Genomic DNA, 23,833 nt, shown 5'->3' on the forward strand with positions numbered 1-23,833 from the left:
TGCCGGGTGCGGTTGGAAAACAAGGGCGGCTTCGGCCGCCCTTGTTGCGTATCCGCCCTTCAACGTCCCTGCTGGGCCAGGCGCTTGAAGGTTGCCGCATCGACCGGTTCGATCCGGGTCGCGGTGCAGTGGTTGCTGTCGGTCTGCAGCGTGCTGCGAGCATCGCCACAGATCTGCTCGGGCGTGCCGGGTGTAAAGAAGACGTACCTGGCCGAGGCGGCGGCGCCGAGGCAGCGCTTCTGCAGGTGGACCCGATAGTGGTTGTTGCCGTCGCGCAGCAGCACTTCGCGTTCCGTGCTGGAGGGGCGGATGTCGCGGCTGGTGCCGAGGGCGATGCACTCGGCCGCGGTGGAGGGTCTGGCGGGTTCGGCGGCGGGCGCCGACAGGGGGAGGCTGACCAGCAGAACTGCCGGCAGCAGGACGTGCGGGAGCAGGGCGTTCATGATCGGGTGGGGTGGCGATCCGGACTGGATCGGATCCCACGATGCCGCTGTCGCTGCAAATGCGAATCTGCCTCAAGCGGGGCTGACCGACGCCACGGTGAGTTCGGTCACGATGACCTTTGGCGGCGTCAGGCCGCGATCGAACGGAATCCCTGCTGTCGCCCCTGGTCGCCGCCATCCTCGATGACGAAAGCGACCGCCTCGTGCGGAATGTGCAGGCGTTGCTTGAGGGTGCCACCCAGATGCGGGATCTCACGCTGCACGGCCAGGTACAGCGGGTGCGATGCGTCCATGCTGGTGCAGACCAGGCAGGGTTGACCGAACCAGGTGCCATCCGGTCCCTTGCTGGCATAGCAGCGGCTGGTGACGGACTGCGGGTCCAGTACGATCAGATAGGTCATGCGCGCAACGCCCAGTGTGAAGAACGTGTTGAGTCTAGCCATCCGGCGCGACGCTGGATTTCAGACAACGACGAATATGCGTTGCGGGTGAAGCCTGGAATTTTCTTCCGCGCACGACAAAGGGCCAGCAGCAAGGCCGGCCCTGTCGAAGTGGCGCCAGGCGCCGACCGCTTACTTCATGCGGTAGGTGATACGACCCTTGGTCAGGTCGTACGGGGTCATTTCAACCTTGACCCGGTCACCGGTGAGGATGCGGATGTAGTTCTTGCGCATGCGGCCGGAGATGTGGGCGATGATTTCGTGCCCATTTTCCAGACGAACGCGGAAAGTGGTGTTCGGCAGCGTCTCGCTGACGGTGCCCTCGAACTCGATGGAATCGTCTTTCGACATGTAGTCCTGTGCGGTTCAGAAAACGGCCACGCTGGGCCTAAGGCGCGGTATTTTACGCGTGATGGGCCCGGCTTGCAAAGTTTGTGTTAACCCCCGGCCAAACGCCGTGCTGGCAAGCGTCCTACCGCCTGGGTCCAGGGACCTTCACGGCCGTCACGGTGTACGGCCTGACGGACGTGCTCCAGAAAGTCCGCGCGCGGCAGGTGCTCGGCGCCCATCCGCAGCAGGTGCGGATTCTCCACCTGGGCATCGATCAGTTCCCAGCCCCAGCCACGCAGGGTGGCTGCCAGCGCGGCCAGGGCGATCTTGGAGCCGCCACTGGCGCCACTGAACATGCTCTCGCCGAAGAACATGGCGCCGATCGCGACGCCGTAGATGCCGCCGACCAATGTCTGCCGATCCCAGACTTCGAGGGAATGGGCGAAGCCAAGGTCGTGCAGTTGGCTGTAGGCCTCGACCATCGCCGGGCTGATCCACGTGCCGTCCTGGCCGGGCCGCGGCGCCGCGGCGCAGGCGCGCATCACACGACTGAAGGCGGTGTCGGCGGTGACCTCCCACGTGCTGCTGCGCAACTGGCGGCGGAAGCGGCTGGACAGGTGCACGCCATCGGTGCGGAACACCATGCGTGGGTCCGGCGACCACCACAGGATCGGCTCGCCCTCGCTGAACCACGGGAAGATGCCGCCGGCATAGGCGTTGAGCAGGCGCACCGGATGCAGGTCGCCGCCCACCGCAAGCAGGCCATCGGGCTGGCGCAGGGCGGTCTCGGCCGGCGGGAAGGGGGCGTCCGGCGCGTCGGCCAGGCGCCAGGGCAGCTGGCGGGTCATGGGGCCATTGTATTCGTCGTGGTGATTCGTGATGTCTGGCACCATCACTGTTCACCGGCAAGGAGCCTCCGAATGAGTGACTCGATCAGCGCCATCCTCGACCTGCATGACGCCCCGCGCACGCGCAACGACAGCCAAGGCATGCTGCTGTCGCTGGCCACTGAACAGCCGCGTCGGCTGGGAGAGTTGATGCTGCAGGCGCTGGCGCGGCCTTCGCCGAGCTCGGCCTTCCTCGACATGGCGCTGGACCTGCTGCCGGATGGCGCGGTGCCCGCGATCGCGACCGACGCGTGGCGCCGCTATCGCGCAGGCGAGCGCGGTGACGTGTTGACGAGCGTGATGGAGTTCGCCAGCTATCAGGCGCCGCAGGTGCTGCAGGACGATTGGGAGGCATTGCTGGCGGTCGCCAGTGAGGATGAGGTGCAGTTGGCCGCGCAGGTCTGGCAGGGCCTGCCCAGCGCGACGGCCGCGCATTGGGCGCAGATCCTGGCCGAAGCCGATGATGATCGCGAAATGGCGCGGGCCAGGGCGCTGCTGCTCGCCGCCCAGCCCGAGACCTACGCCATTGCTCGCGGCTACCTGGTCGACTGGGGGCGGTTGGATGCCGAGGTCTGGGCGCACTGGGCCGGCGTCGCCGAAGGTCCGCAGCCGCGTCGCCTGCATGGCGAGCGGCCATTGCACTTCCGCTTCGGCCGCGAACAGCATCGCGCGCAGCAGGCGGACGAGCCGAGCTGGCGCAGGCGCATCTGGCGCCTGCACCCGACCTGGAATGGTGGGCAGGTGCATTACGCCGGGCACATGGGAGGACCACTGGAAGCGCTGTGTGGCAACTGCCATGCGCCGCTGCAGCGCCTGCTGCGGACCGATGCTGCCGCGCTGCAGCCGGGCGCGTCGGGCGAGATCACGCTGGGGCTGTGCCTGGACTGCTGCGGCTGGGAAGACCCGCCCGTGCGTTTCTATCGCCACGATGCCGACGGTCTGCCCGTCTGCCATCCCAGCCAGCACCGCGAGGTGCCGAATACGCCCACCGACAGTGGCGACCTGATGCGGGCCGAGGTGGGCCTGGTGGCGCTCGAAAGCGCGCGCTGGCAGCAACAGGACTGGGGCCAGTCCAATCATCGGCAGAACCTGTCGCGTGTGGGTGGCGCACCAAGCTGGGTGCAGAGTGCGTGGTACCCGGCGTGCATCGATTGCGGCGAGGAGATGCCGTTCGTGATGCAGCTGGATTCGACACTGCCGACCACCGGTGGAGGCGCGCTGCTCTGGGGCAGTGGCGGCATGCTCTACACGTTCTGGTGTGCGAAGTGCCGGGTGAGCGGGCACTTCTGGCAGTGCACCTGAGCACAGCGCCCTCGCCATCGCCCTCGTAGGTGCCAGCCTTGGTTGGCACGCCTCATTGCCCTGGTAGGTGCCAACCTTGGTTGGCACGCTTTTCGGCACCGCGCCAGTCGAGCAAGCTCGACTCTAAGGCTCTACGCGGAACGGCCCATGCCCCTGCAATGCCTGCTGGTAGCGCCGCACATCGCGCCGCTCCTGCCGGCACCAGTCCAGCAGCGCTTCTGCGAATTCCATGTCGGCCACCCAGTGCCGGCTGCGCACCAATGTGGGCAGGAAGCCGCGTGCAAGCTTGTGCTCGCCCTGTGCGCCGGGTTCGAATCGGCTCAGTCCTTCGCGCAGGCAGTACTCGATACCCTGGTAGTAGCAGGCTTCGAAGTGCAGGCCGGGCAGGGTGGCGCCGCCCCAGTAGCGGCCGTACAGCGTGTCGCCGCCGCGCAGGCAGAGGGCGCCGGCAATCGGCTCGCCGTCCTGTTCGGCCAGGAACAGCACCAGCCCGCGCCCCAGGGTTATCGCCAGATGGCGCAGGAAGGTCTCGGTCAGCGCTGGGGCATTGCCGTACTCGAGGAAGGTCTGCAGATAGAAGCGGTACATCGCCTGCAGGTCGGCGCGGCTGGCCTCGTCGCCATGTACTACGCGGAAGGTGATGCCCTGGCGGGTGACCTTGGCCCGTTCCTGGCGGATGTTCTTGCGGTGCTTGTGGTCCATCGCGCCGACGAACTGTTCGAACGTGGACCAGTCGCCCGGGTTCTGCCACTGGAACTGCACATCCTCGCGCAGCAGCCAGTCATCGGCGAACAGCGCCTCGTCGCCGGCGGTATGGAAGTTGATGTGGGCCGACGACACGCCCAGTGCCGGCAATGCGTCACGCAACGCCGACAGCAATGCGGCGCGCTCTGAATCATGACGGGCCAGCAGGCGCGGGCCGGTGACCGGGGAGTACGGCACCGCGCCCAGCCATTTCGGGTAGTAGTCGCGGCCGTGGCGGGCATAGGCGTTGGCCCAGGCGTGGTCGAACACGAACTCGCCGTGCGAGTTGGTCTTCAGGTAGCCCGGAATGGCGCCGGCCAGCGTGTTGCCCTCCCACAATGTGAAGTGCCGGGGCTGCCAGCCCCAGTCCTCGCGCAGGCAGCCATGCTGTTCCAGGCCCGAGAGGAAGGCGTGGCTGACGAAGGGGTTGCGGCCGTCGTGCAGGGCGTCCCAGTCGGTGGCGGCAATGGACTGCAGGGAGTCGAGGAAGCGGGGGTAAGGCATGGGCGAAGGATAGGGCAGATGAAACAGAAAGGCCGACGCGTTGGCGTCGGCCTTTTGCCTGGGTCGAGCATGGCTCGACGCTGCACGGTACGGTCAGCGACTCAGCTGGCCTTGCCCTGCGCGTCCAGGTAGCGCTCGGCGTCCAGTGCGGCCATGCAGCCGAAACCGGCCGAGGTGATCGCCTGGCGGTAGTGCTGGTCGGCCACGTCGCCGGCGGCGAACACGCCTTCCACCGAGGTCTGGGTGGCGTTGCCGCCCAGGCCCGAGCGGATTTCCAGGTAGCCGTTGTTCATCGCCAGCTGGCCGTCGAACAGGGTGGTGTTCGGGTGGTGGCCGATGGCCACGAAGAAGCCGTGGGCGTCGATGTCGCGGGTGCTGCCGTCCAGGGTGGACTTCACGCGCACGCCGGTCACGCCGGCATCATTGCCCAGCACTTCTTCCACCTGGTGGTGCCAGACGGTCTCGATCTTGCCTTCGGCCACCTTCTTGAACAGCTTGTCCTGCATGATCTTTTCCGCCTTCAGCGTGTCGCGGCGGTGGACCAGGTAGACCTTGCGGGCGATGTTGGACAGGTACAGCGTCTCTTCCACGGCGGTGTTGCCGCCGCCGACCACGACCACGTCCTGGTCGCGGTAGAAGAAGCCGTCACAGGTGGCGCAGGCAGACACGCCGCGGCCCTTGAACTCGTCCTCGGTCGGGATGCCCAGGTACTTGGCGGTGGCGCCGGTGGCGATGATCAGGGCATCGCAGGTGTACTCGTGGCTGTCGCCGATCAGCTTGAACGGGCGCTGCGACACATCGGCGGTGTGGATGTGGTCGAAGATGACCTCGGTCTCGAAGCGCTCGGCATGGGCCTGCATGCGCGCCATCAGGTCCGGGCCCATCAGGCCGTGGGCGTCGCCCGGCCAGTTGTCCACCTCGGTGGTGGTCATCAGCTGGCCGCCCTGCTGCAGGCCGGTGATGACGACCGGCTTCAGGTTGGCGCGGGCGGCGTAGACGGCGGCGGTCCAACCGGCCGGGCCGGAACCGAGGATGACGAGGCGCTGGTGGCGGGAGGGCAGGCTGGTGCTCATGTAGACTCGCGAAAAGGTAGATGGGACAAGGCGCTGGCGATGTTTGCGCAGCATCCGTGGCTGGTCATAGAGTGGCGGCTGGGGCAGGGCGATTCAAGCCGATGAACAGAACGCCGTCATCCAGCAGTGGTTCCGGCCCTCTGATTGCCCCGTCGGACGTCGCATAACTGAAAACTGACGCCGTCTCATTTATTATCAATCACTAACAGCGCATTCCAAAGGTATGGTCTAAGGTGGCGAAGCAGGTCCCCGAACGCTCCAAGTCCGACGACAGCAAGGCGTCACGTCGCACGGCCGCGGCGGCGACGACCGACAATCCACGCCGCCAACGCCTCTGGCGCGACCTTGGCCTGATCGCCATCGCGCCGGCGCTGCTGTACCTGGCGGCCAGTCTGTTCACCTATTCAGCGACCGACCCGGGCTGGTCGCACACCGGCAGCGTGGTCGCGCCGGTGCACAACCTCGGCGGCCGCGCTGGCGCCTGGATCGCCGACGTGCTGCTGCAGCTGTTCGGCTACATCGCCTTCCTGTTGCCGGTGGTGCTGGGCGCGCTGGCGTGGATCGCCATGTTCGGTCTCAAGCGCGAGAGCAAGGGCGAGAACGATCTGGACCCAGCGCTGCGCCTGGTTGGCCTGGTCGGTTTCCTGATCGCCGGCACCGGCTTCCTGCATGTGCGCCTGTTCAGTGGCGATGTCTCCAGTGCCGGCGGCATCCTCGGCAAGCTGGTCGGCAATTCGCTCACGGTGGGCTTCGGTGCGCTGGGCGCGAACCTGTTCGTGCTGGTGCTGCTGCTGGCCTCGATCACCCTCGCCACCGGGCTGTCCTGGTTCACGGTGATGGAGAAGATCGGCCGCGGCGTGATGTCGCTGGCGCCGTTGCTGGCACGCAAGAAGGAAGAAGTCACCGAGTGGCAGCAGACCCGGGTGATGCGCGAGGAACGCCAGGAGGTACGCAAGGCTGATGCCGAGGTGCGCGCCAAGCGCGAGCCGGTGAAGATCGAGCCACGCCCGGAGCCGGTGATCGAGAAGAGTGACCGGGCCAAGCGCGACACGCAGATCCCGATGTTCCGGGGCGTCAACGGCGACGGATCGGACCTGCCGCCGCTGGCCCTGCTGGACGACCCCAAGCCGCAGCCGGTGGGCTACGACAAGGAAACCCTGGACGCGCTGTCGCGGCAGATCGAGTTCAAGCTGAAGGACTTCCGCATCGACGCCCAGGTGGTCGGCGCCAACCCCGGCCCGGTCATCACCCGCTTCGAGATCGAGCCTGCGCCGGGCATCAAGGTCAGCCAGATCAGTTCGCTGGACAAGGACATCGCGCGCGGCCTGTCGGTGAAGTCGGTGCGCGTGGTCGACGTGATTCCGGGCAAGTCGGTGATCGGCCTGGAAATCCCCAACGTCACCCGCGAGATGATCTACCTCTCCGAGCTGCTGCGTTCGAAGGAGTACGACAAATCGGCCAGCGTGCTGACCCTGGCGCTGGGCAAGGACATCGCTGGCCGCTCGACCGTGGCCGATCTGGCGCGCATGCCGCACCTGCTGGTGGCCGGTACAACCGGTTCGGGCAAGTCGGTGGCGGTCAACGCGATGGTGCTGAGCCTGCTGTTCAAGGCCTCGCCGAAAGACCTGCGGATGCTGATGATCGACCCGAAGATGCTCGAACTGAGCGTCTACCAGGGCATCCCGCACCTGCTGGCGCCGGTGGTCACCGACATGAAGGAGGCCGCCAACGGCCTGCGCTGGTGCGTGGCCGAGATGGAGCGCCGCTACAAGCTGATGAGCGCGGTGGGCGTGCGCAACCTGGCCGGCTTCAACAAGAAGGTGAAGGAAGCCCAGGACGCCGGCCAGCCGCTGATGGACCCGCTGTTCAAGCCGAACCCGGAACTGGGCGAGGCGCCGCGTCCGCTGGAGACGCTGCCGTTCATCGTCATCTTCATCGACGAATTCGCCGACATGATGATGATCGTCGGCAAGAAGGTGGAAGAGCTGATCGCGCGCCTGGCACAGAAGGCGCGTGCGGCCGGCATCCACCTGATCCTGGCCACGCAGCGCCCGTCGGTGGACGTGATCACCGGCCTGATCAAGGCCAACATCCCGACCCGCATCGCCTTCCAGGTCAGCTCCAAGATCGACTCGCGCACCATCCTCGACCAGTCCGGCGCGGAAACCCTGCTCGGCCACGGCGACATGCTGTATCTGCCGCCGGGCACCGCCATGCCCGAGCGCGTGCACGGCGCCTTCGTCTCCGACGAGGAAGTGCACCGCGTGGTCGAACACCTCAAGGCGATGGGCCCGGCCGATTATGTCGACGGCGTGCTGGACGAAGTGCAGACGATGGGCGACGGCGTGGTCGTCGGTGCCACTGGCCTGCCCGAGAACAGCTCTGCCGGCGATGAGTCCGACCCGTTGTATGACGAAGCGCTGCGGGTGGTCACCGAGACCCGCCGTGCCTCGATTTCCGGCGTTCAGCGCCGGCTGAAGATCGGCTACAACCGTGCAGCGCGACTGATCGAGGCCATGGAAGCGGCCGGCGTGGTCAGTCCGCCCGAGCACAACGGCGACCGCACGGTGCTGGCACCGCCGCCGCCGAAGTAAGACCCGACGTATCCCCCACGACGTCCAAGGAACCGACGCATGCTTCACCCCGTACCAAGCGCGCTGGCACTGGCGCTGGCAGCCCTGATGGCTGCCGGCCCGGCACTGGCAGACACCGCCACCTCCGCGCCCGCCACGGCGCCGCCTTCCACCAGCGGCGATACCGAAGCCAGCAATAATTTCAGCATTGTCCGTTACCGCGCCGACTACCAGGTGCGGCCGGATGCGGGCAATGTGCAGACCGAAACCTACGAAGTCCTGCTCAAGACCAAGGCCTCCGTCGAGCAGTTCAGCCAGGTGCGGCTGAGCTACAGCGAGAAGATGGAGACGCTGGACGTGCTCGGCGCTTACACGATCACCGCCGACGGCCAGCGCCGCGACGTGCCGGCCGACCGCATCTACACCCAGGAGAGTTATTCCAGCGCCTCGGCGGCGATGTATGCCGACCGCAAGGTGCGGGTGATCGTATTCCCGAACCTGGCGCCGGGCACGCGCCTGTACTACCAGGTGCGCCGCACCCAGGCCACGCCGTACTTCCCGGGCTACTTCGGCCTGTGGGAGACCTTCAATGTCTTCACCGAGTACGAGGACGCCGAGGTCACCCTGAGTGCGCCGGCCAACCTGCCGATGTTTGTCGACAGCCGCGGCGTGCAGGGCAGTGATCGCCCGACGGTGAAGAACGGCCAGGCACAGTGGCGCTGGCGCTACCAGCGTCGCGAAGCCATGCCGGCGCAGAACTGGTCGGCGGCAGGCTGGGAGTTCGGCCCGAACATCATGGCCAGCACCTATCGTGACTGGTCGCAGATGGGTCGCGCCTACCAGCTCAAGGCCGGCCCGGCCGCGCAGGTCACGCCGGAACTGCGGGCGCTGGCCGATGAGATCACCGCTGGCATCAGCGACCGTCGCGAGCAGGCCGATGCGCTGTACCGCTGGGTGGCGCAGAACATCCGCTACGTGGCCGTGTACCTGGGCAATGGCGGCCTGGAGCCCAACAGCGCGCAGAGCATCCTCGACAACCACTACGGTGACTGCAAGGACCATGTGACGATCCTGGAGGCGCTGCTGGCGGCCAAGGGCATCGCCAGCTCACCGGTGCTGATCGGTGCCGGTGGCGGCCCGACACTGCCGAAGATTCCGGTGCTGGGTCGCTTCAACCACGCCATCACCTACATTCCCGAGTTCGATCTGTACCTGGATTCGACCACGGCCTGGGCGCGCTTCGGCCAGCTGCCGGAAGGCGACCTCGGTGCGCCGGTGATGCGTACACGCGACGCCACGCTGGCACGCACCCCGGCCAATACGCCGCAGCGCAATGCCACGTCCATGGAAGTGCGCTTCACCTTCGACGCCAACGGCAACCTGCGCGGCGAGACCATTCCGAAGCTGGGCGAGAACGCCGAGATCGGCATGCGCGCCCAGTTCTCCCAGCTCAACGCACAGAACCGTGCGCGCGCTGAAGAGCAGATCATGGCCGCGTCCGGTTTCGATGGGCGAGGGCAGCTGCAGATCCAGGGCGTGCCGGTCGACCTGACCCGGCCGTTCGGCTATCGCATGGCCTTCCAGGCCGAGGACTACGCCGACTTCAGCGTGGCCGGCGGCATGGCCGTACCGGACCCGCCGGGTGGCGAATCGGTGCGTGGCCTGTACGCCACCGCCTCGGCGCCGGCCAACGAGACGCCGTTCTACTGCAATGCCAGCCTGCGCGAGGAAACCTATCGCCTGCAGTTCCCGGCCAATGCGCCGATCATCGCCATCCCGGCCAGTCAGCGTTTTGCCAACGCCGCCGGCGAGTACCGGGTGGACTGGAGCCGCGAGGGCCAGGACGTGATCGTGCATCACCGGTTGCAGCAGAACGCGGTGCGTGGACCAGAGGCGCTGTGCCAGCCGCAGGACTATCCGGCGTTCCGCGCGCTGTACCGCGAAGTGCGGCGCGGCTTCCGTGGGCAGGTGCTGTACGGCAAGCTGCCCGGCTCGGGTGGCTGAATCGCCGATGGACGTTCGGGGCGGCATAATGTCGCCCTGATCGCCCATTCATCTTTGTCCGGGCACACTGGCAATCACCTTTCCTGGCGCGCGCGCCCACAGGATTCCCGCATGAACTTCCGCTTCCGCCGTTTCCTTGCCACCACCACCCTGGCCGTGGCCTGCGCCGCCGCCGGCAGCGCCTGGGCTGGCGCCCGCGATGACCTGAAGACCTTCACCAGTGGCCTGAAGGGCCTGGATGGCCAGTTCAACCAGCAGGTGTTCGACAGCCGCGGCAAAGTGAAGGAATCGACCAGCGGCCGCGTGGCCTTGTCCGCGCCGCGCCTGTTCCGCTGGGAGTACGTGCGCCCGCACGAGCAGCTGATCGTGGCCGACGGCAAGAAGGTCTGGATGTACGAGCCGGACCTGGAGCAGGCCACTGTTCGCGAGCAGGGCAAGGAAGAGCAGAACAGCCCACTGACCGCGCTGATCAACCCGGCGCTGCTGGAGCAGCAGTACGACGTCAGCGAAGAGGCCGCGCAGCGCGATGGCCTGCAGTGGCTGTCGCTGTCGCCGAAGCGTGAGACCGAAGCCAGCTTCCAGTACGCCGCGCTGGGCTTCAACGCCCAGGGCCTGGCCAAGATGGAGATCACCGACGCCGTCGGCCAGCGCACCGTGATCAGCTTCAGCGGCTGGAAGCGCAACCCGGGCTTTGCTGCCGGCACCTTCAGCTTTACCCCGCCGAAGGGCACCGACGTCATCGGTAACTGATCCGGCCTGTGCCTTGGTGGGTGTCAACCTTGGTTGACACGCTTTTGGGCTGCCGGCCAGCGGCCGGCACTACCGATCATGGCCCGGCCGCCGTGGTGGCTGCCAACCTTGGTGGGCACGCTCTCGCGGTACAATGAGCGGGTGGCAAGACATCGTTCAACTTCCTTCCCCGGCCCCGATCTGCTGAGCGTTGATCGGGAACATCTGCGCCCGCTGGCCGAGCGCATGCGCCCACGCACCCTCGACGAGATGGTCGGGCAGAAGCGCCTGCTGGCGCCGGACAGCGCGCTGCGCCGCGCGGTCGAGTCCGGTCGCGTGCATTCGATGATCCTGTGGGGGCCGCCGGGCTGCGGCAAGACCACGCTGGCACTGCTGCTGGCCGAATATTCCGACGCCGAGTTCCGTGCGATCTCCGCCGTGCTGTCCGGCCTGCCGGAAGTGCGCCAGGTGCTGGCCGAGGCGGCGCAACGGTTCGCCGAAGGCCGCCGCACCGTGCTGTTCGTGGATGAGGTGCATCGCTTCAACAAGGCGCAGCAGGATGCGTTCCTGCCGCACATCGAGCGCGGCACCATCCTGTTCGTCGGCGCCACCACCGAGAACCCGTCCTTCGAACTGAATTCCGCACTGCTGTCGCGCTGCCGCGTGCATGTGCTGGAGGGCGTTTCGCCCACAGACATCGTTGAGGCGCTGGAGCGTGCGCTGGGTGACCGCGAGCGCGGCCTGGGCGAGGAGGGCATCGAGGTCGCCCCCGAACTGCTGCTGGAAATCGCGACCGCCGCCGACGGCGACGTGCGCCGTGCGCTGACCCTGTTGGAAATCGCTGCCGAGCTGGCGGGCGGGGAGGGTGGTCGCATCACCCCGCAGACCCTGACCCAGGTGCTGGCCGACCGCACCCGTCGCTTCGACAAGGGCGGCGAGCAGTTCTACGACCAGATCTCGGCGCTGCACAAGTCGGTACGCAGTTCCAACCCGGATGCCGCGCTGTACTGGCTGACCCGCATGCTCGATGGCGGCTGCGATCCGTCCTACCTGGCGCGCCGGCTGACTCGCATGGCGATCGAGGACATCGGCCTGGCCGATCCGCGTGCGCAGAGCATGGCGCTGGAGGCCTGGGACATCTACGAGCGGCTGGGCAGTCCGGAAGGCGAACTCGCGTTCGCTCAGTTGGTGCTGTACCTGGCCAGTACGGCGAAGTCGAATGCCGGCTATGCCGCCTTCAACCAGGCCAAGGCCGACGTGCGCGAGAGTGGTACCGAAGAGGTGCCGCTGCACCTGCGCAATGCGCCGACCAAGCTGATGAAGGAGCTGGGCTACGGCGCCGAGTACCAGTACGACCACGACGCCGAAGGCGGCATCGCACTGGACCAGACCGGTTTCCCGGATGCGATGGGCGAGCGCGTGTATTACAACCCGGTGCCACGCGGCCTGGAAATCAAGCTGAAGGAAAAGCTGGATCGGCTACGCGCCGAGCGCGAGGCGGCAAGGGCGGCAAAGGGCCGCTGACCCAGCTCTTGCAGAGTCGAGCCATGCTCGACTTCGCTCTTGCGCGGGTTACGGGTGCCTTCTGGAGCAGCAGCCGAGCATGGCTCGGCTCTACAGGGGGCAATGGCAGTCGAGCATGGTTCGTCGCCACATTGTCCTGTGCGCCTGCATTTGGCACACTCCGCGGCTTCTCTTTCAAGGATCGATGCCGTGCAGGAAATGATTCTGCCGTTGAAGCGCTACGCCCAGTTCGAGGGCCGCGCCAACCGCCGCGAGTACTGGATGTACCAGCTGTTCCTGTTCCTGGTCGCAGCCGCGGTGATGCTGCTCGCCGGTGTGCTGGCGATCCTCCTGCGCAACAGCCCCGATGCGCTGGCCGGCATTCTGATCGGCATGGTGGTACTGCTGGGCGTGATGTGGCTGGCCACGATCGTGCCGCTGATTGCCGTGACCGTACGCCGCCTGCATGACTGCAATCAGTCGGGCTGGCTGTTCCTGCTGGCGCTGGTGCCGGGCGGTGGCATTGTGATCATGATCTTCTCGCTGCTGCCGGGCACGCCGCAGGAGAACGTGTACGGTCCGGTGCCCGCGGGGCCGTGAGGCTGCGGGAGTCGAGCATGGCTCGACTCTACAGAGGCAAAGAAAAGAAGCCGGCGTCTCGCCGGCTTCGTCTTTACTTGATGGCGCAATCGCCGAAGGACAGGTAGTCCGTGCCCGAGCTGAACTGCAACGTGCAGCTGGCGGTGAAGGTCGCGCCTTCTTCCAGTGCGCCCAGCTTGGCCGCCTGCTGTTCGTCGTCTGTGGTCAGCCGGGCCAGGACATTGCCCTGGTCGTCGCCGGCCTCGATCAGCGGTTCGCCCGCCAGGTTGCTGGAAACACCCAGTGCCACGGCGGTGAACGTCACCGTCTGGTTGAGTTGGTCCATGCTCAACGTCGAATTGCCGGCCTCTTCAAAGGCCTGGTAGAGCGACGGTAGATCCTGCGCGGCGTGCGCGGCCAGTGGGGCGAGCAGGCCGAGGGTAAGGGCGATCAGTGCGGTGTGCTTCAAGGGTTCTCGCAATCATGGGATCCAATCCCATGGCAGTCATGGCGCGGATGAACGCGGCCTGGTCGGCGGCAGGCTGCCCGCCTTCCCTGGCTGCGCTGTAAGCGGGGCGATCCAATGCCCCGGTGGCCGGCAAAATAGGGGAAATGCCGGGCCCGGCGCAACCAGGTCATCGCGCGCGTGATACACAGCGTGACGTTCGATCGATGTGATAATCATTCGCGTTTGAGGTAGACTGCGGTCCCTTGTGAACCGGCGGCCGTGGGCCGCTTCTGCCGCCGCTGATGAAGCATTTCGTCCTGCCTTCGCGCCGGGGCCGGTTGGCCCGCGGCCTGGCCGCCTTGATGATGGGTCTGCTCCTGGCCACCCCGTACGCCCATGCCCAGCAGCGCAATCCGCTGCAGAAGATCGGCCACACCGTGCTCGACGAGCCGGCGGCGAGCTATCGCTTCGAGCAGTTCGTGGTGGACAGCCCTGACCAGCAACGCCGCTGGCGGGTGAATGTGGCGATCCCGGCCAAGGCCGGCAAGGCGCCGCTGCCGGTGTTGTACGCGCTGGATGGCAATGCGGTGGCGATGGTGCTGGACCAGCCGTTGCTGGCCGAGCTGGCGGCACGCAAGGCGCCGCCGGTACTGGTGCTGATCGGTTACGACAACGACCTGCGCATCGATTCCAAGGCGCGCACCCGCGACTACACCGCATGGATCGACCGTGCCGACGATGAGAGCGGCACGACCCAGGCGGTCGGCGGTGGTGCTGCCGCGTTCCTGGATGTGATCGAACGCCGCATCAAGCCGGAAGTCGAGCGCCGCGCACGCATTGATACGCAGCAGCAAGCGCTGTGGGGCCACTCGCTGGGTGGGTTGTTCGTGCTCAATGCGCTGTACACCCGTCCCGCCGCCTTCCAGTCCTATCTGGCGGCCAGTCCGTCGCTGTGGTGGAGCCAGGGCGCGGCGCTGGGTGATCCGGAACAGCAGTTCGTGCAGAACGTGCATGGCCAGCCGGCAAAGCTCTGGCTGATGCTGGGCGGTGCCGAGCGTGTCGGCGATCGCGGCAAGCGCGACATGAACAACCCACGCGTGGTCGCGCACCTGCGTCGTATCGGTGGGGCCACCCCGGATGCTGCCATGCAGCTGTCCGAGCGCTTGGGCAAGCTGCCGGGCATGCGCGTGCAGTACCGCGAGTTCCCCGGCCTCGGCCATGGCCCGATGCTGCCCGCGTCGTTCCACGCTGCGCTGCACGAGCTGTATGGCGTGACCGACCGCAGCGCCGGTGACGGCGCGCCCAACGGTGGTGACAACGCCGCCGAATGAATCCCTTCGCATGCCAAGGCATGCGACCCCACTACCCAGGCGAGGCTGCCGATGTGCAGCGGCCCAGGCAACCGATGAATCCCGCGTCACGTGGCGCGGCCTACGTGTGCAAGGAGCCTTCCATGTCGTTCCGTCCGTCTTTCCGTCTCACTTCTCTCGCCGCTGGCCTGTTGCTGGCCGTGACCGCCACCGCACAGCCGGTGTTCGATCAGCCGGCCAACGCCACCTTCAAGGGCGAGGTCGTCTCGCGCGGTGAGAACGTGGTTCCCGGCAGCATTGCCGACGTGGTCGGTCGCGGTTTCGTGCCGGGCCAGAAAGTCAGCCTGCTGCGTGGCGACAGCGTGCTCAACACGCAGCCGCTGGTGGTCGATGCCGATGGCAACTTCAAGACCCAGCTGAGCATTCCGGCCGACGCGGTGCCGGGTACCCACCCGGTGGTGGTGCGCGCCAGCCAGCCGGCTGCAGCCACCGTGCTGAAGCTGCGCGTCTCGCCGCAGCTGCCGCTGTCCGGCCAGGCGCAGTTCGCCACCCAGTCCAACAAGCTGGTGCCGGGCCTGTACCAGTCCGCCTACAGCGCCGCCAGCAACGCGGTATTCGTGACCTCGGCCGTGGGCCGCCCGCCGGTGACCCAGTCGCAGCTGTTGAAGCTGGACCCGAAGTCGCTGAAGGTGACCAAGGCGATCACCCCGGCGCAGGTGCCGGGCAGCACCAATGGTGCGGTGTACGCGGTCTACGGCGTCGGCGTGGATGACACCAACGGCAATGTCTGGGTCACCAACACCCGCCAGAACTCCATCGCGGTCTACAGCCAGAAGGACCTGTCGCTGGTCCATCAGTTCCCGGTCGATGCCGTGCCGCACGCGCGCGACGTGGTGGTCGATGGCACCCACGGCAAGGTGTTCGCCTCGGCCACGGGTGAAGACCACCTGTCGGTGTTCGATGCCAAGACCTTCAAGGAGCTGCCGGCAGTGACGCTGGAATCCGGCGTGGATGACGGCAAGTTCACCCCGATGAGCCTGGTGCTGGACGAGAAGGCCGGCAAGCTGTTCACCGTCAGCATCGGCACCCCGGAAGCGGCGGTGATCGACGTGGCCAGCGGCAAGGTCGAGAAGGTCATCGACCTGGGCAATTCGATCAGCGCCTCGGGCGTGGCCTTCGACGCAGCGCGCAACCGCCTGTACGTGGCCTCGCAGGGCACCGACAACCTGCTGATCGTCGATGTGGCCGCCGGCAAGGTGCTGCACGATGTGCCGGTCGGCGCCGGCGCGCTGAACGTCGCCTTCGATGATGCTTCCGGCCTGGCCTACGTCAGCAACCGTGGCGCTGGCACGGTCACCGTGGTGAATGGTGAAGGCAAGGTGGTCGCCAACCTCGACGGCGGCACGCTGCCGAACCACGTCCGCGCCGATGGCAAGGGCAACGTGTTCGCGGTGAACAAGTCGCGTGGCGCCGAAGACCCGAAGGGTGACCGCATCACCCGCATCACCCCGAAGCAGTAAGTCACACGGCAGGGCGGCGTGCGCGTCGCCCTGCCAGCAAGGAGAACGAGCATGAACATCGCGTCCCGTCTGCGCCTCTGTGCGCTTCCGTTGGCTGTCTCGCTGGCACTGGCTGCCTGTGGCGGTTCATCGACGCCCTCGGACAGCGGCAAGCCGGTTGAACCCGCCACCGCAACCGCGGCTGGCGAAGTTGCGTTGCCGGCTGGCTGGCAGCGCGTGGCCGGCACCGATATGCCGGCCGTGCGCGATCAGAAGGCTGTGCTGCCGGCCCAGGTGCATTCCGATGACGGCGCCGACGTCGAGGTGGCCGATACCAGCCGCATCATTGCCGGTGGTGACGACGTGATCGCGGTGATCGAGGCGCTGGGACTGGACAAGCAGGTGTTCGCCGCGCCGACCAATACCAGCACCCAGGCCGGCCTGGCTGCCCCGCACCAGTTCCTGTTCAATCGCACCACTGGCGTGGAGGGCGTGCTGAGCCTGCAGGGCTCGCTGTTCCTCGGCAACAGCCTGCGCCGCCACACTGAGCTGGCGAAGAAGCTGCGTGAGGTGGGCGAACCGGCGGTGGTCATCGATGACCTGCAGCCGGCGCCGGACAAGGTGCGCAAGGTCGCCGCCGCACTAGGGCTGGCCGAGGCAGGGCAGGCGCTTGCCACACAGGTGCAGCGTCAGCTCGACGAGGCTGCAGCGATTGGCAAGGGGTTGGGTCATGCGCCACGAGTGATCCACGTCTCGGCCACCGGCGCCGGTGGCTCTCCCACCGTTGCGGGTGCCGACAGTGCGTCGGCGCAGCTGATCGCACTGGCTGGTGGTGTCAACATCGGCACCGAGGCGGGTGTGAAGAACTACTCGCAGCTCAGCAATGAGGGCGTAGTTGCTGCCGCACCGGAGGTGATTCTGGTGACCGAGCACGATCTGCAGTTGTTCGGCGGTGCCGAGGGCCTGTGGAAGGCGTACCCGACGCTGAAGCAGACCCCGGCCGGGCAGGCCAATCGGGTCTGGGTGATGCCGGATGTGCAGCTGAAGTACACCAGTGTCGGTTCCGGTGCTGGCGCGCTGGCGCTGGCCAAGGCCCTGGCGGCGTTGCCGAAGGCATGAGTCCGGCGGATCGGCGCCGCCGTCGCGGGCGGACGATGTTGCTGGTGGCGTTGCTGGCACTGCTGGGGGCAGTGCTGGCCTCGTTCGCCGTGGGTCCGTTGCGGTTGCCGCCGCTGGAGGTGATGCAGGCGCTGGCGGTGAAGCTGGGCCTGCTCGATCCGCAGGCGGTCAGCAGCCGCGACCTCGCCGTGGTCTGGCAGCTGCGTATTCCACGTGCCCTGTTGGGCGCGATGGTCGGTGCATCGCTGGCGATGGCCGGTGCCAGCCTGCAGGGCCTGTTCGGCAATCCGCTGGCTGATCCTGGCATTGTCGGTGTCAGCCAGGGCGCCGCACTGGGTGCGGTCGCTGCCATTGTTCTCGGCGCCGCGGGCGCTGCCGGCTGGCTGGTGCCGGTGGCCGCGTTCGCTGGCGGCGCACTGGCCATCGGCCTGACCTACGCATTGGCTCGGCCCGGCAAGGGCTCGGGCAACGCCACGCTGCTGCTGGTCGGTATCGCGATGGCCGCGTTCTGCTCGGCGTTGGTCGGTTTCCTTACATATATCGCCAGCGAGAGCGAGCTGCAGTCGCTGGTGTTCTGGCAGATGGGCTCGCTGGCGCGCGCCAACTGGGCCGATGTGGCGGCCGTGGTGCCGTTGTTTGCCATCGGTGTGTTTGCGTTGCAGCGGCTTGCCACGCCGCTGGACATGCTGGCGCTGGGCGAACGCCAGGCACAGCACCTCGGGCTGGATGTCACCCGCACGCGTCGCCGCCTGGTGGCGTTCAGTGCGCTGCTGGTGGGCGCAGCGGTGGCGTTTGCCGGTTCGATCAGTTTCGTCGGCCTGGTGGTGCCGCACGTGGCGCGCCTGCTGGTCGGCCCTGGTCATCGCTGGCTGCTGCCGTTGTCCGGGCTGCTCGGTGCGCTGCTGATCGTGGTGGCCGACACCGCCGCGCGCACATTGGATCCGCCGGCGGAGATTCCGCTGGGCCTGTTCTCGGCCGCACTGGGCGCACCGTTCTTCCTCTGGCTGGTGCTGCAGCAGCGCCGCAAGGCCGCTCCATGAGCGGGCTGTTGAAGCTGCACGAGGTGGTGGTGCGCCGCCAGCAGCGCGAGATCCTGCATGGCATCTCGCTGGCGTTCGAACCGGGTACGGTCACCGCGCTGGTGGGCCCGAATGGCGCGGGCAAGTCCACGTTGTTGGCGGTCGCCGCCGGTGACCTGCGCGTTGACGCGGGCGAAGTCAGTCTGCTGGGCCGGCCGCTGGCCAGCTACAAGGCCGGACCACTGGCGCGCGAGCGCGCGGTGATGCCACAGGAGCATGGCGTGCGTTTCGCCTTCAGCGTGGAGGAAGTGGTGGCGATGGGACGGTTGCCGCATCCGCCGGATCCGCGTGTGGACGACGCGCAGGTGGAAGCTGCGATCGATGCCGCCGAACTGCAGGCCCTGCGCCTGCGCGAGGTGCAGCAGCTCTCCGGTGGCGAGTCCGCCCGCACCACGTTCGCGAGGGTGCTGGCGCAGGACACGCCGCTGCTGTTGCTGGATGAGCCGACGGCCGCGCTGGATCTGCGTCACCAGGAACGCACGCTGCGCAGTGTGCGCGCCTGTGCCGAGGCCGGTGCGTGCGTGATCGTGGTGCTGCACGATCTGAATCTGGCCGCCGGCTATGCCGACCGCATCGTGCTGCTGGAGCAGGGCAGGGTGGCAGCCGATGGCACGCCGTTGCAGGTGCTGACTGAAGACAACCTGCAGCGTGTCTACCAGCAGGATGTGGTGGTGCTGGAGCACCCAAGGCGTGGGGTGCCACTGGTGGTGGTCACGTGACTGTGTGAGGGCGTCGCGCTGGGCGCTTCTGACCGCGGCATCAGGCCCCTCGATGGCGCGGCGGCAGCGGATCCCGTATGCTCCGCCGGAACCAGGGGGCAAGCACGATGAAAGGGATTTCGTGGGTGGTCGCGGCAGCGCTCGCGACGGTGCTGGGTGGGTGCGCGACGCTGAAGGCACGACCGGATGTTCCACTGGCCGCGGACGAGGGCTACGTGGTGATGTCGGTGAACTGCGCCACCAGCAACATCAGGCTGATCACGATCTTTGCCAGCGGCACGCGGTCGACGTCGCCGTTGGCTGACCTGCGCGGTGAATTCGAGTTCGGCTGCAGGGCCGGTCTGGCCGCCGTCCGCGCCAAGGCCGGGCGACACTATGTCGGCTACCTGACCGAACACGGTTATGGATACGCCGGGGCGGTGCCCGAAGACGAAGCGCTGACTTTCGACGTGCGCGCAGGCGAAACGACCTACATCGGTGAAGTTGTGGTGTCTGGACTGTTCGACCGCCTGCACTCAAGGCCGACCTGGATCTCGGTACGCGATCGCGAAGCGGAGTCGTTACGGCTGTTGCAGCAGACGCAGCCCTGGCTGCTGGAACGCCATCCCTTCCACACCCGGCTGGCGACACCAGCGCCGGGCGCGCCGAGCGCCGAAGTGCTCGCCGAGCAGTTCCGCAGCTGCACACCGGCGTGCGACAGCATCCTGGCGCTGCCGCTGTTCATCCGCTGAGCGGGAGGTTTCCAATGAAGTGGATCTGCATGCGCTGACTGATGGGTGGCGCCATCCGGACGCTGTATCATTCGGCGCCAGTTACATTCAATGGACTGATTCAATGTTGCCCTCCGCTTCAGGTGTTTCGCGGACGTTGCTGTTCGCATCGGCCTTTTTCTCTGCATTTGCCACCAATGCGGCGTCGACATCTCCAGTTTCGCTGACCCACGCGGCCGAGAACGCCTCGCTGATCGAGACCCGGCATTCCAGTAGCGACGGTGCCGCTGTGACGTCGATGAAGACGCAGTACTTCGCCAACGAGGAAATGTCGGTGAGCTGGGACGACCAGCAGGTGCTGGTGCTGTGCAGTGAAGCGGCGTACCTGCAGATTCCTGCCGCCAAGCTCAAGGCCGGAGCGTTGACCTCCGAGCAGCGGCAGATGATCGTCTATCAGGCACTGATGTCAGGCCCTGGGGTTGTCGCGGGCGTCGTCGGGCCGGCAGGCGAGGTGGTGGCCGTGGCTGATGACGGTAGCGAGACCCGCAGCGTTGGCGAAAGCAGGTGGGCGTATGGCGTCGAGCGCTACGACGTCATCACCCAGCGGCTCCCGGATGGTGCGCTTCGGGTACGAACCCGCAAGACGGAAACCGTGAATACCACGCCGCCGGCCGGTCCGGACGACATGTTCAGTACTGAGGACGACCAGGCGGCACGCCTGTCCGAGTTGGCGCCGGTGGGCAGCTGGACCGAGGTGGTTGTCCATGAGGGGCCGCGGCTGCCACATGCGGATCCGGCGATGTCGTTGAAGGGCTGGATCTCGATGGGTGACGACCAGGCTGCGACGGTGGGTGAGGCGCGCAAGCTGCACGAGTGCAAGTGAGCTGAGTCGGGGGTCAGATCCCTTTGCCTGTGGCAAAGGGATCCGACCCCGATGCCCGTCGGCCTCATCGTTCCATTGATGTGCGCAATATTCACTTGCGCGCCAGATTGGCAGGTCTAGAATGCGCCCCATGAACCGGATGCCGCTCCTGAAGTTTTTCACCCTGACCCGCGCAAGCGCGGAACGGGCGTGTCTGCCTGGAGCCCCACGAGGCCGTTGAAGCGGCCATCGCTGGACCTTCGACAGAGCGCCCTCCGGGGCGCTCTTTTCGTTTCCGCAGTTCCATTTCCCGTAACCCGATGTACCGCAAGGAGAACGTGCCATGCACCAGATCACCGAGACCGAACGCTAGCCGCGCACCCTGTCGCCAACCGGGGTGTGCGGCCCCTGGAGTTGGCTTTGCAGGAACCTTTCTCATGAACACCCAAGTCCTTTCCCGCCGTCGCAACCTTGGCATCATTGCCCACATCGACGCCGGCAAGACCACGTTGACCGAACGCCTGCTGTGGAAAAGCGGCGAGATCCATCGCGTCGGCGAAGTGCACGATGGCAACGCGACCACTGATTTCTCGGCGATCGAACGCGAACGTGGCATCACCATCGGCGCTGCTGCCGTACAGGCGCAGTGGGCGCCGCGCGACCTGCCGCCGCATCGGCTGACCCTGATCGACACCCCGGGCCACATCGACTTCGCCATTGAAGTCGAGCGTTCGCTGCGCGTGCTTGACGGTGCCGTGGCCGTGTTCTCGGCCGTGGATGGCGTGCAGCCGCAGTCTGAGACGGTGTGGCGCCAGGCGCGCCGTCACCGCGTGCCGCTGATCGCCTTCGTCAACAAGATGGACCGCGTCGGCGCTTCGTTCGAGCGCGTGCTGGAGCAGCTGCAGGACAAGCTGCAGGCGCGGCCGTGGGCGCTGGGCGTGCCGCTGGGCAGCGAAAGCGACTTCGGCGGCTGGGTCGACCTGGTCGATGAGCGCGTACTGCACTGGCAGGACGGTGCTGCGACCGCGATCACGCCCTGGGACAACACGCTGCGCGCAACGTGGCAGTCGCGACGCGATGCGTTGGTCGAGGCCGTGGCCGACCACGACGAACTTCTGGCCGATGCCTGGCTGGAAGGTCGCGCGATCGATGCCGAACAGCTGCGTGCGGCGATCCGCCGGGCGACGCTGGCCGGTGCGGGCGTGCCGGTACTGGCCGGTGCGGCCTTCAAGGACAAGGGCATCGAGACGCTGCTGGATGCGGTGGTCGATTACCTGCCGTCGCCGCTGGATCGCCCTGCCGTGACCGCCGAAAGCGAGAGCGGCGAGGTGGTGCTGCCGCCGGATCCGGACGGTCCGCTGGCCGGTCTGTTGTTCAAGATCACCCACCAGCAGCACGGTGCGCTGAGCTTCGTGCGGCTGTACTCGGGCACGTTGAAGGTCGGCGATGCCGTGGCCAGTTCGCAGCATCCGCAGGGGCGGCGTGTCAGCCGCCTGGTTCGAGTGCAGGCCGACCAGACCCACGACATCGAGCAGGCCGTGGCCGGCGATATCGTGGCGGTGCTGGGCTGGAAGGATGCGGTCAGCGGTGAAACGCTGAGTGGGCGTGCGCAGCCGTTGCGCCTGGAGAGCATCCAGGCCCAGATGCCGGTGCTGGCCTGGCGGTTGGAACCGGCGCGTGCGGCCGACCTGATCCGGATGGCGCAGGGTCTGGCCAGCCTGGCCCAGGAAGATCCGTCGTTCCGCGTCGAAACCGATCGCGACACGGCGGAGACCCTGGTCTGGGGCATGGGCGAGCTGCACCTGGAGGTGATGGTCGAGCGCCTGCGCAGCGAATGGAAGGTCGATGTGGGCGTGGGTGCGCCGCGCGTGGCCTACCAGGAGACGCCGATGCGTGCGATGAACGGCGTCGTCGGGCGACTGGTCAAGCAGACCGGTGGCCAGGGCCAGTTCGCGCACGTGGTGCTGGATGTGTCGCCGCGCGAGGACGGCCAGGTCGTGTTCAACGACCGCATCGTCGGTGGCGTGGTGCCGCGCAGCTTCATCGCGGCGGTGGAGAAGGGCGTGCGTGCCGCGCTGTCGGAAGGTCCGCAGGGCCATCCGGTGGTCGGCATCGAGGTCAGTCTTGTCGATGGCCAGACCCATGCCAAGGACTCCTCGGAGATGGCGTTCCATCGCGCAGGCGCCGAGGCGATCAAGGCGGCGCTGGCCGAGGGTGGCACGCAGCTGCTGGAACCGGTGATGGCGGTGACGGTGCATTCGCCGTCAGCGTCGGTGGGTGATGTGGTCGGCGACCTCAATCGACGCCACGGCCGTATTGCCCGCATCGAGGACCAGGACGGTCGTGCCGAGGTCAGTGGTTTCGCACCACTGGCGCAGCTGGTGGGTTACACCACCTCGCTGCGTTCGCTCAGCCAGGGGCGGGCCAGCAGTGAGGCGCACCTGCACGGCTACGAGCCGGTACGCGCTGCATGAAGAAGGTGAGGGGAGCCCGTTCGCGGGCTCCCATTTTTGTTGCCTGGAACGCGCATCCACGGAAGGTGTGGATGAATTCTTCGTGGCGTGCGGTTTTTTGCATTGCATCGCAACAAAACTGCAGAAAAAGCTGGATTAAAGTGATGCCTCACGATAAATTGCGCACCCCCCGTTGCTCGCCGCCGCCCGCACCCCTCTCATGCGTGATGACAAAGACCCCGGAACCCTGGAGCTGACCCTGCCGCGAAAGCGCGGTCGTCCGCCCAAGTTCGGGTACGCAATGAGTGATGCGCAGCGCGCCGCGCGCTACCGCGCCCGCCGGGCCGGGCAGGCCAACCATGCCGATGTGCGCTCCTGCTCGGACATGGTGCTGCTGGACAAGATCCGCGCGGCGGTGAGCGCGCGCGACACCGAGCTGGCCGGGTTCCTGGTCCACGTCCTCTGGCAGCGCTACCCCCTGCAGTTGAAATAGGCCGTCGGTGGGGTGGCCGTTGTCATCGAG

The 23,833-nt window shown here is 67.0% G+C and carries 22 protein-coding genes; 15 read left to right on the forward strand and 7 right to left on the reverse strand.

The window, feature by feature from the left end; genetic code table 11:
• Positions 1-59 precede the first annotated feature (59 nt).
• The 4 genes from D5301_RS07760 to aat all read right to left on the reverse strand — a co-directional run bounded on the left by D5301_RS07760 (position 60) and on the right by aat (position 2,061).
• A complete protein-coding gene (locus D5301_RS07760) occupies positions 60-443 on the reverse strand; it encodes a hypothetical protein (protein WP_153855287.1) in 384 nt (127 codons plus the stop codon).
• 128 nt (positions 444-571) lie between these two features.
• Positions 572-844: a hypothetical protein gene (locus tag D5301_RS07765; protein ID WP_110712254.1), complete on the reverse strand. Its 273-nt coding sequence runs from the start codon at positions 842-844 to the stop codon at positions 572-574.
• A 171-nt stretch (positions 845-1,015) separates the two neighbouring features.
• Positions 1,016-1,234, reverse strand: a complete 219-nt coding sequence (gene infA / locus D5301_RS07770; protein WP_005409596.1) for a translation initiation factor IF-1 — start codon at positions 1,232-1,234, stop codon at positions 1,016-1,018.
• 86 nt (positions 1,235-1,320) lie between these two features.
• Entirely contained in the window at positions 1,321-2,061 is a 741-nt protein-coding gene (aat, locus tag D5301_RS07775) for a leucyl/phenylalanyl-tRNA--protein transferase (protein ID WP_153855288.1), read from the reverse strand.
• 72 nt (positions 2,062-2,133) lie between these two features.
• Here aat and D5301_RS07780 point away from each other — a divergent pair, with 72 nt between their 5' ends.
• Positions 2,134-3,402 carry a hypothetical protein gene (locus tag D5301_RS07780; RefSeq protein ID WP_153855289.1) on the forward strand — a complete coding sequence of 423 codons (1,269 nt, stop codon included), beginning with the start codon at positions 2,134-2,136 and terminating at the stop codon, positions 3,400-3,402.
• A gap of 123 nt (positions 3,403-3,525) precedes the next feature.
• On the opposite strand, the gene D5301_RS07785 is transcribed toward D5301_RS07780, so the two are convergent.
• A complete protein-coding gene (locus tag D5301_RS07785) occupies positions 3,526-4,650 on the reverse strand; it encodes a GNAT family N-acetyltransferase (protein WP_153855290.1) in 1,125 nt (374 codons plus the stop codon).
• Between the two features lie 101 nt (positions 4,651-4,751).
• Positions 4,752-5,723 (reverse strand): thioredoxin-disulfide reductase, encoded by a 972-nt coding sequence (gene trxB, locus D5301_RS07790; RefSeq protein ID WP_153855291.1) that lies wholly within the window; start codon positions 5,721-5,723, stop codon positions 4,752-4,754.
• Between the two features lie 233 nt (positions 5,724-5,956).
• Here trxB and D5301_RS07795 point away from each other — a divergent pair, with 233 nt between their 5' ends.
• The 5 genes from D5301_RS07795 (at position 5,957) to D5301_RS07815 (ending at position 13,132) form a co-directional block, all read left to right on the forward strand.
• The gene (locus D5301_RS07795; RefSeq protein ID WP_032127351.1) at positions 5,957-8,317 is read left to right on the forward strand and encodes a DNA translocase FtsK; all 2,361 of its coding nucleotides are present in this window, start codon (positions 5,957-5,959) and stop codon (positions 8,315-8,317) included.
• 39 nt (positions 8,318-8,356) lie between these two features.
• The gene (locus D5301_RS07800) at positions 8,357-10,300 is read left to right on the forward strand and encodes a DUF3857 domain-containing protein (protein WP_153855292.1); all 1,944 of its coding nucleotides are present in this window, start codon (positions 8,357-8,359) and stop codon (positions 10,298-10,300) included.
• A gap of 111 nt (positions 10,301-10,411) precedes the next feature.
• Positions 10,412-11,050: an outer membrane lipoprotein chaperone LolA gene (gene lolA / locus D5301_RS07805; RefSeq protein ID WP_049432212.1), complete on the forward strand. Its 639-nt coding sequence runs from the start codon at positions 10,412-10,414 to the stop codon at positions 11,048-11,050.
• A gap of 225 nt (positions 11,051-11,275) precedes the next feature.
• The gene (locus D5301_RS07810; RefSeq protein ID WP_014037159.1) at positions 11,276-12,553 is read left to right on the forward strand and encodes a replication-associated recombination protein A; all 1,278 of its coding nucleotides are present in this window, start codon (positions 11,276-11,278) and stop codon (positions 12,551-12,553) included.
• A 189-nt stretch (positions 12,554-12,742) separates the two neighbouring features.
• Positions 12,743-13,132 (forward strand): DUF805 domain-containing protein, encoded by a 390-nt coding sequence (locus tag D5301_RS07815; RefSeq protein WP_110712259.1) that lies wholly within the window; start codon positions 12,743-12,745, stop codon positions 13,130-13,132.
• Positions 13,133-13,205: 73 nt separating this feature from the next.
• Here D5301_RS07815 and D5301_RS07820 read toward each other — a convergent pair whose 3' ends face one another.
• Positions 13,206-13,580 (reverse strand): hypothetical protein, encoded by a 375-nt coding sequence (locus D5301_RS07820; protein ID WP_153855606.1) that lies wholly within the window; start codon positions 13,578-13,580, stop codon positions 13,206-13,208.
• Between the two features lie 281 nt (positions 13,581-13,861).
• Here D5301_RS07820 and D5301_RS07825 point away from each other — a divergent pair, with 281 nt between their 5' ends.
• From D5301_RS07825 to D5301_RS07865, 9 genes are all read left to right on the forward strand, one after another.
• Entirely contained in the window at positions 13,862-14,890 is a 1,029-nt protein-coding gene (locus tag D5301_RS07825) for an alpha/beta hydrolase-fold protein (protein ID WP_153855293.1), read from the forward strand.
• 122 nt (positions 14,891-15,012) lie between these two features.
• Positions 15,013-16,389, forward strand: a complete 1,377-nt coding sequence (locus tag D5301_RS07830) for a YncE family protein (RefSeq protein WP_153855294.1) — start codon at positions 15,013-15,015, stop codon at positions 16,387-16,389.
• 51 nt (positions 16,390-16,440) lie between these two features.
• Positions 16,441-17,487 (forward strand): ABC transporter substrate-binding protein, encoded by a 1,047-nt coding sequence (locus D5301_RS07835; RefSeq protein ID WP_153855295.1) that lies wholly within the window; start codon positions 16,441-16,443, stop codon positions 17,485-17,487.
• Positions 17,484-18,527: an iron ABC transporter permease gene (locus tag D5301_RS07840; RefSeq protein ID WP_153855296.1), complete on the forward strand. Its 1,044-nt coding sequence runs from the start codon at positions 17,484-17,486 to the stop codon at positions 18,525-18,527. The genes D5301_RS07835 and D5301_RS07840 overlap by 4 nt, the downstream gene beginning before the upstream one ends.
• The gene (locus D5301_RS07845; protein WP_153855297.1) at positions 18,524-19,285 is read left to right on the forward strand and encodes a heme ABC transporter ATP-binding protein; all 762 of its coding nucleotides are present in this window, start codon (positions 18,524-18,526) and stop codon (positions 19,283-19,285) included. The genes D5301_RS07840 and D5301_RS07845 overlap by 4 nt, the downstream gene beginning before the upstream one ends.
• A gap of 107 nt (positions 19,286-19,392) precedes the next feature.
• Positions 19,393-20,016 (forward strand): hypothetical protein, encoded by a 624-nt coding sequence (locus D5301_RS07850; protein WP_153855298.1) that lies wholly within the window; start codon positions 19,393-19,395, stop codon positions 20,014-20,016.
• A gap of 103 nt (positions 20,017-20,119) precedes the next feature.
• Positions 20,120-20,878 carry a hypothetical protein gene (locus D5301_RS07855; protein ID WP_153855299.1) on the forward strand — a complete coding sequence of 253 codons (759 nt, stop codon included), beginning with the start codon at positions 20,120-20,122 and terminating at the stop codon, positions 20,876-20,878.
• 416 nt (positions 20,879-21,294) lie between these two features.
• Positions 21,295-23,331 (forward strand): elongation factor G, encoded by a 2,037-nt coding sequence (gene fusA, locus D5301_RS07860; RefSeq protein WP_153855300.1) that lies wholly within the window; start codon positions 21,295-21,297, stop codon positions 23,329-23,331.
• A 199-nt stretch (positions 23,332-23,530) separates the two neighbouring features.
• Entirely contained in the window at positions 23,531-23,803 is a 273-nt protein-coding gene (locus D5301_RS07865; RefSeq protein WP_005409616.1) for a hypothetical protein, read from the forward strand.
• Positions 23,804-23,833: the final 30 nt, after the last annotated feature.

Source organism: Stenotrophomonas sp. MH181796, from assembly GCF_009659995.1.
Taxonomy (GTDB): domain Bacteria; phylum Pseudomonadota; class Gammaproteobacteria; order Xanthomonadales; family Xanthomonadaceae; genus Stenotrophomonas; species Stenotrophomonas riyadhensis.

Bases quoted from the DNA above. Each gene is read 5' to 3' on its own strand.
- D5301_RS07760 (WP_153855287.1), bottom strand. From the start codon at position 443: ATGAACGCCCTGCTCCCGCACGTCCTGCTGCCGGCAGTTCTGCTGGTC.
- D5301_RS07765 (WP_110712254.1), bottom strand. From the start codon at position 844: ATGACCTATCTGATCGTACTGGACCCGCAGTCCGTCACCAGCCGCTGC.
- infA (WP_005409596.1), bottom strand. From the start codon at position 1,234: ATGTCGAAAGACGATTCCATCGAGTTCGAGGGCACCGTCAGCGAGACG.
- aat (WP_153855288.1), bottom strand. From the start codon at position 2,061: ATGACCCGCCAGCTGCCCTGGCGCCTGGCCGACGCGCCGGACGCCCCC.
- D5301_RS07780 (WP_153855289.1), top strand. From the start codon at position 2,134: ATGAGTGACTCGATCAGCGCCATCCTCGACCTGCATGACGCCCCGCGC.
- D5301_RS07785 (WP_153855290.1), bottom strand. From the start codon at position 4,650: ATGCCTTACCCCCGCTTCCTCGACTCCCTGCAGTCCATTGCCGCCACC.
- trxB (WP_153855291.1), bottom strand. From the start codon at position 5,723: ATGAGCACCAGCCTGCCCTCCCGCCACCAGCGCCTCGTCATCCTCGGT.
- D5301_RS07800 (WP_153855292.1), top strand. From the start codon at position 8,357: ATGCTTCACCCCGTACCAAGCGCGCTGGCACTGGCGCTGGCAGCCCTG.
- lolA (WP_049432212.1), top strand. From the start codon at position 10,412: ATGAACTTCCGCTTCCGCCGTTTCCTTGCCACCACCACCCTGGCCGTG.
- D5301_RS07810 (WP_014037159.1), top strand. From the start codon at position 11,276: ATGCGCCCACGCACCCTCGACGAGATGGTCGGGCAGAAGCGCCTGCTG.
- D5301_RS07825 (WP_153855293.1), top strand. From the start codon at position 13,862: ATGAAGCATTTCGTCCTGCCTTCGCGCCGGGGCCGGTTGGCCCGCGGC.
- D5301_RS07830 (WP_153855294.1), top strand. From the start codon at position 15,013: ATGTCGTTCCGTCCGTCTTTCCGTCTCACTTCTCTCGCCGCTGGCCTG.
- D5301_RS07835 (WP_153855295.1), top strand. From the start codon at position 16,441: ATGAACATCGCGTCCCGTCTGCGCCTCTGTGCGCTTCCGTTGGCTGTC.
- D5301_RS07840 (WP_153855296.1), top strand. From the start codon at position 17,484: ATGAGTCCGGCGGATCGGCGCCGCCGTCGCGGGCGGACGATGTTGCTG.
- D5301_RS07845 (WP_153855297.1), top strand. From the start codon at position 18,524: ATGAGCGGGCTGTTGAAGCTGCACGAGGTGGTGGTGCGCCGCCAGCAG.
- D5301_RS07850 (WP_153855298.1), top strand. From the start codon at position 19,393: ATGAAAGGGATTTCGTGGGTGGTCGCGGCAGCGCTCGCGACGGTGCTG.
- D5301_RS07855 (WP_153855299.1), top strand. From the start codon at position 20,120: ATGTTGCCCTCCGCTTCAGGTGTTTCGCGGACGTTGCTGTTCGCATCG.
- fusA (WP_153855300.1), top strand. From the start codon at position 21,295: ATGAACACCCAAGTCCTTTCCCGCCGTCGCAACCTTGGCATCATTGCC.
- D5301_RS07865 (WP_005409616.1), top strand. From the start codon at position 23,531: ATGCGTGATGACAAAGACCCCGGAACCCTGGAGCTGACCCTGCCGCGA.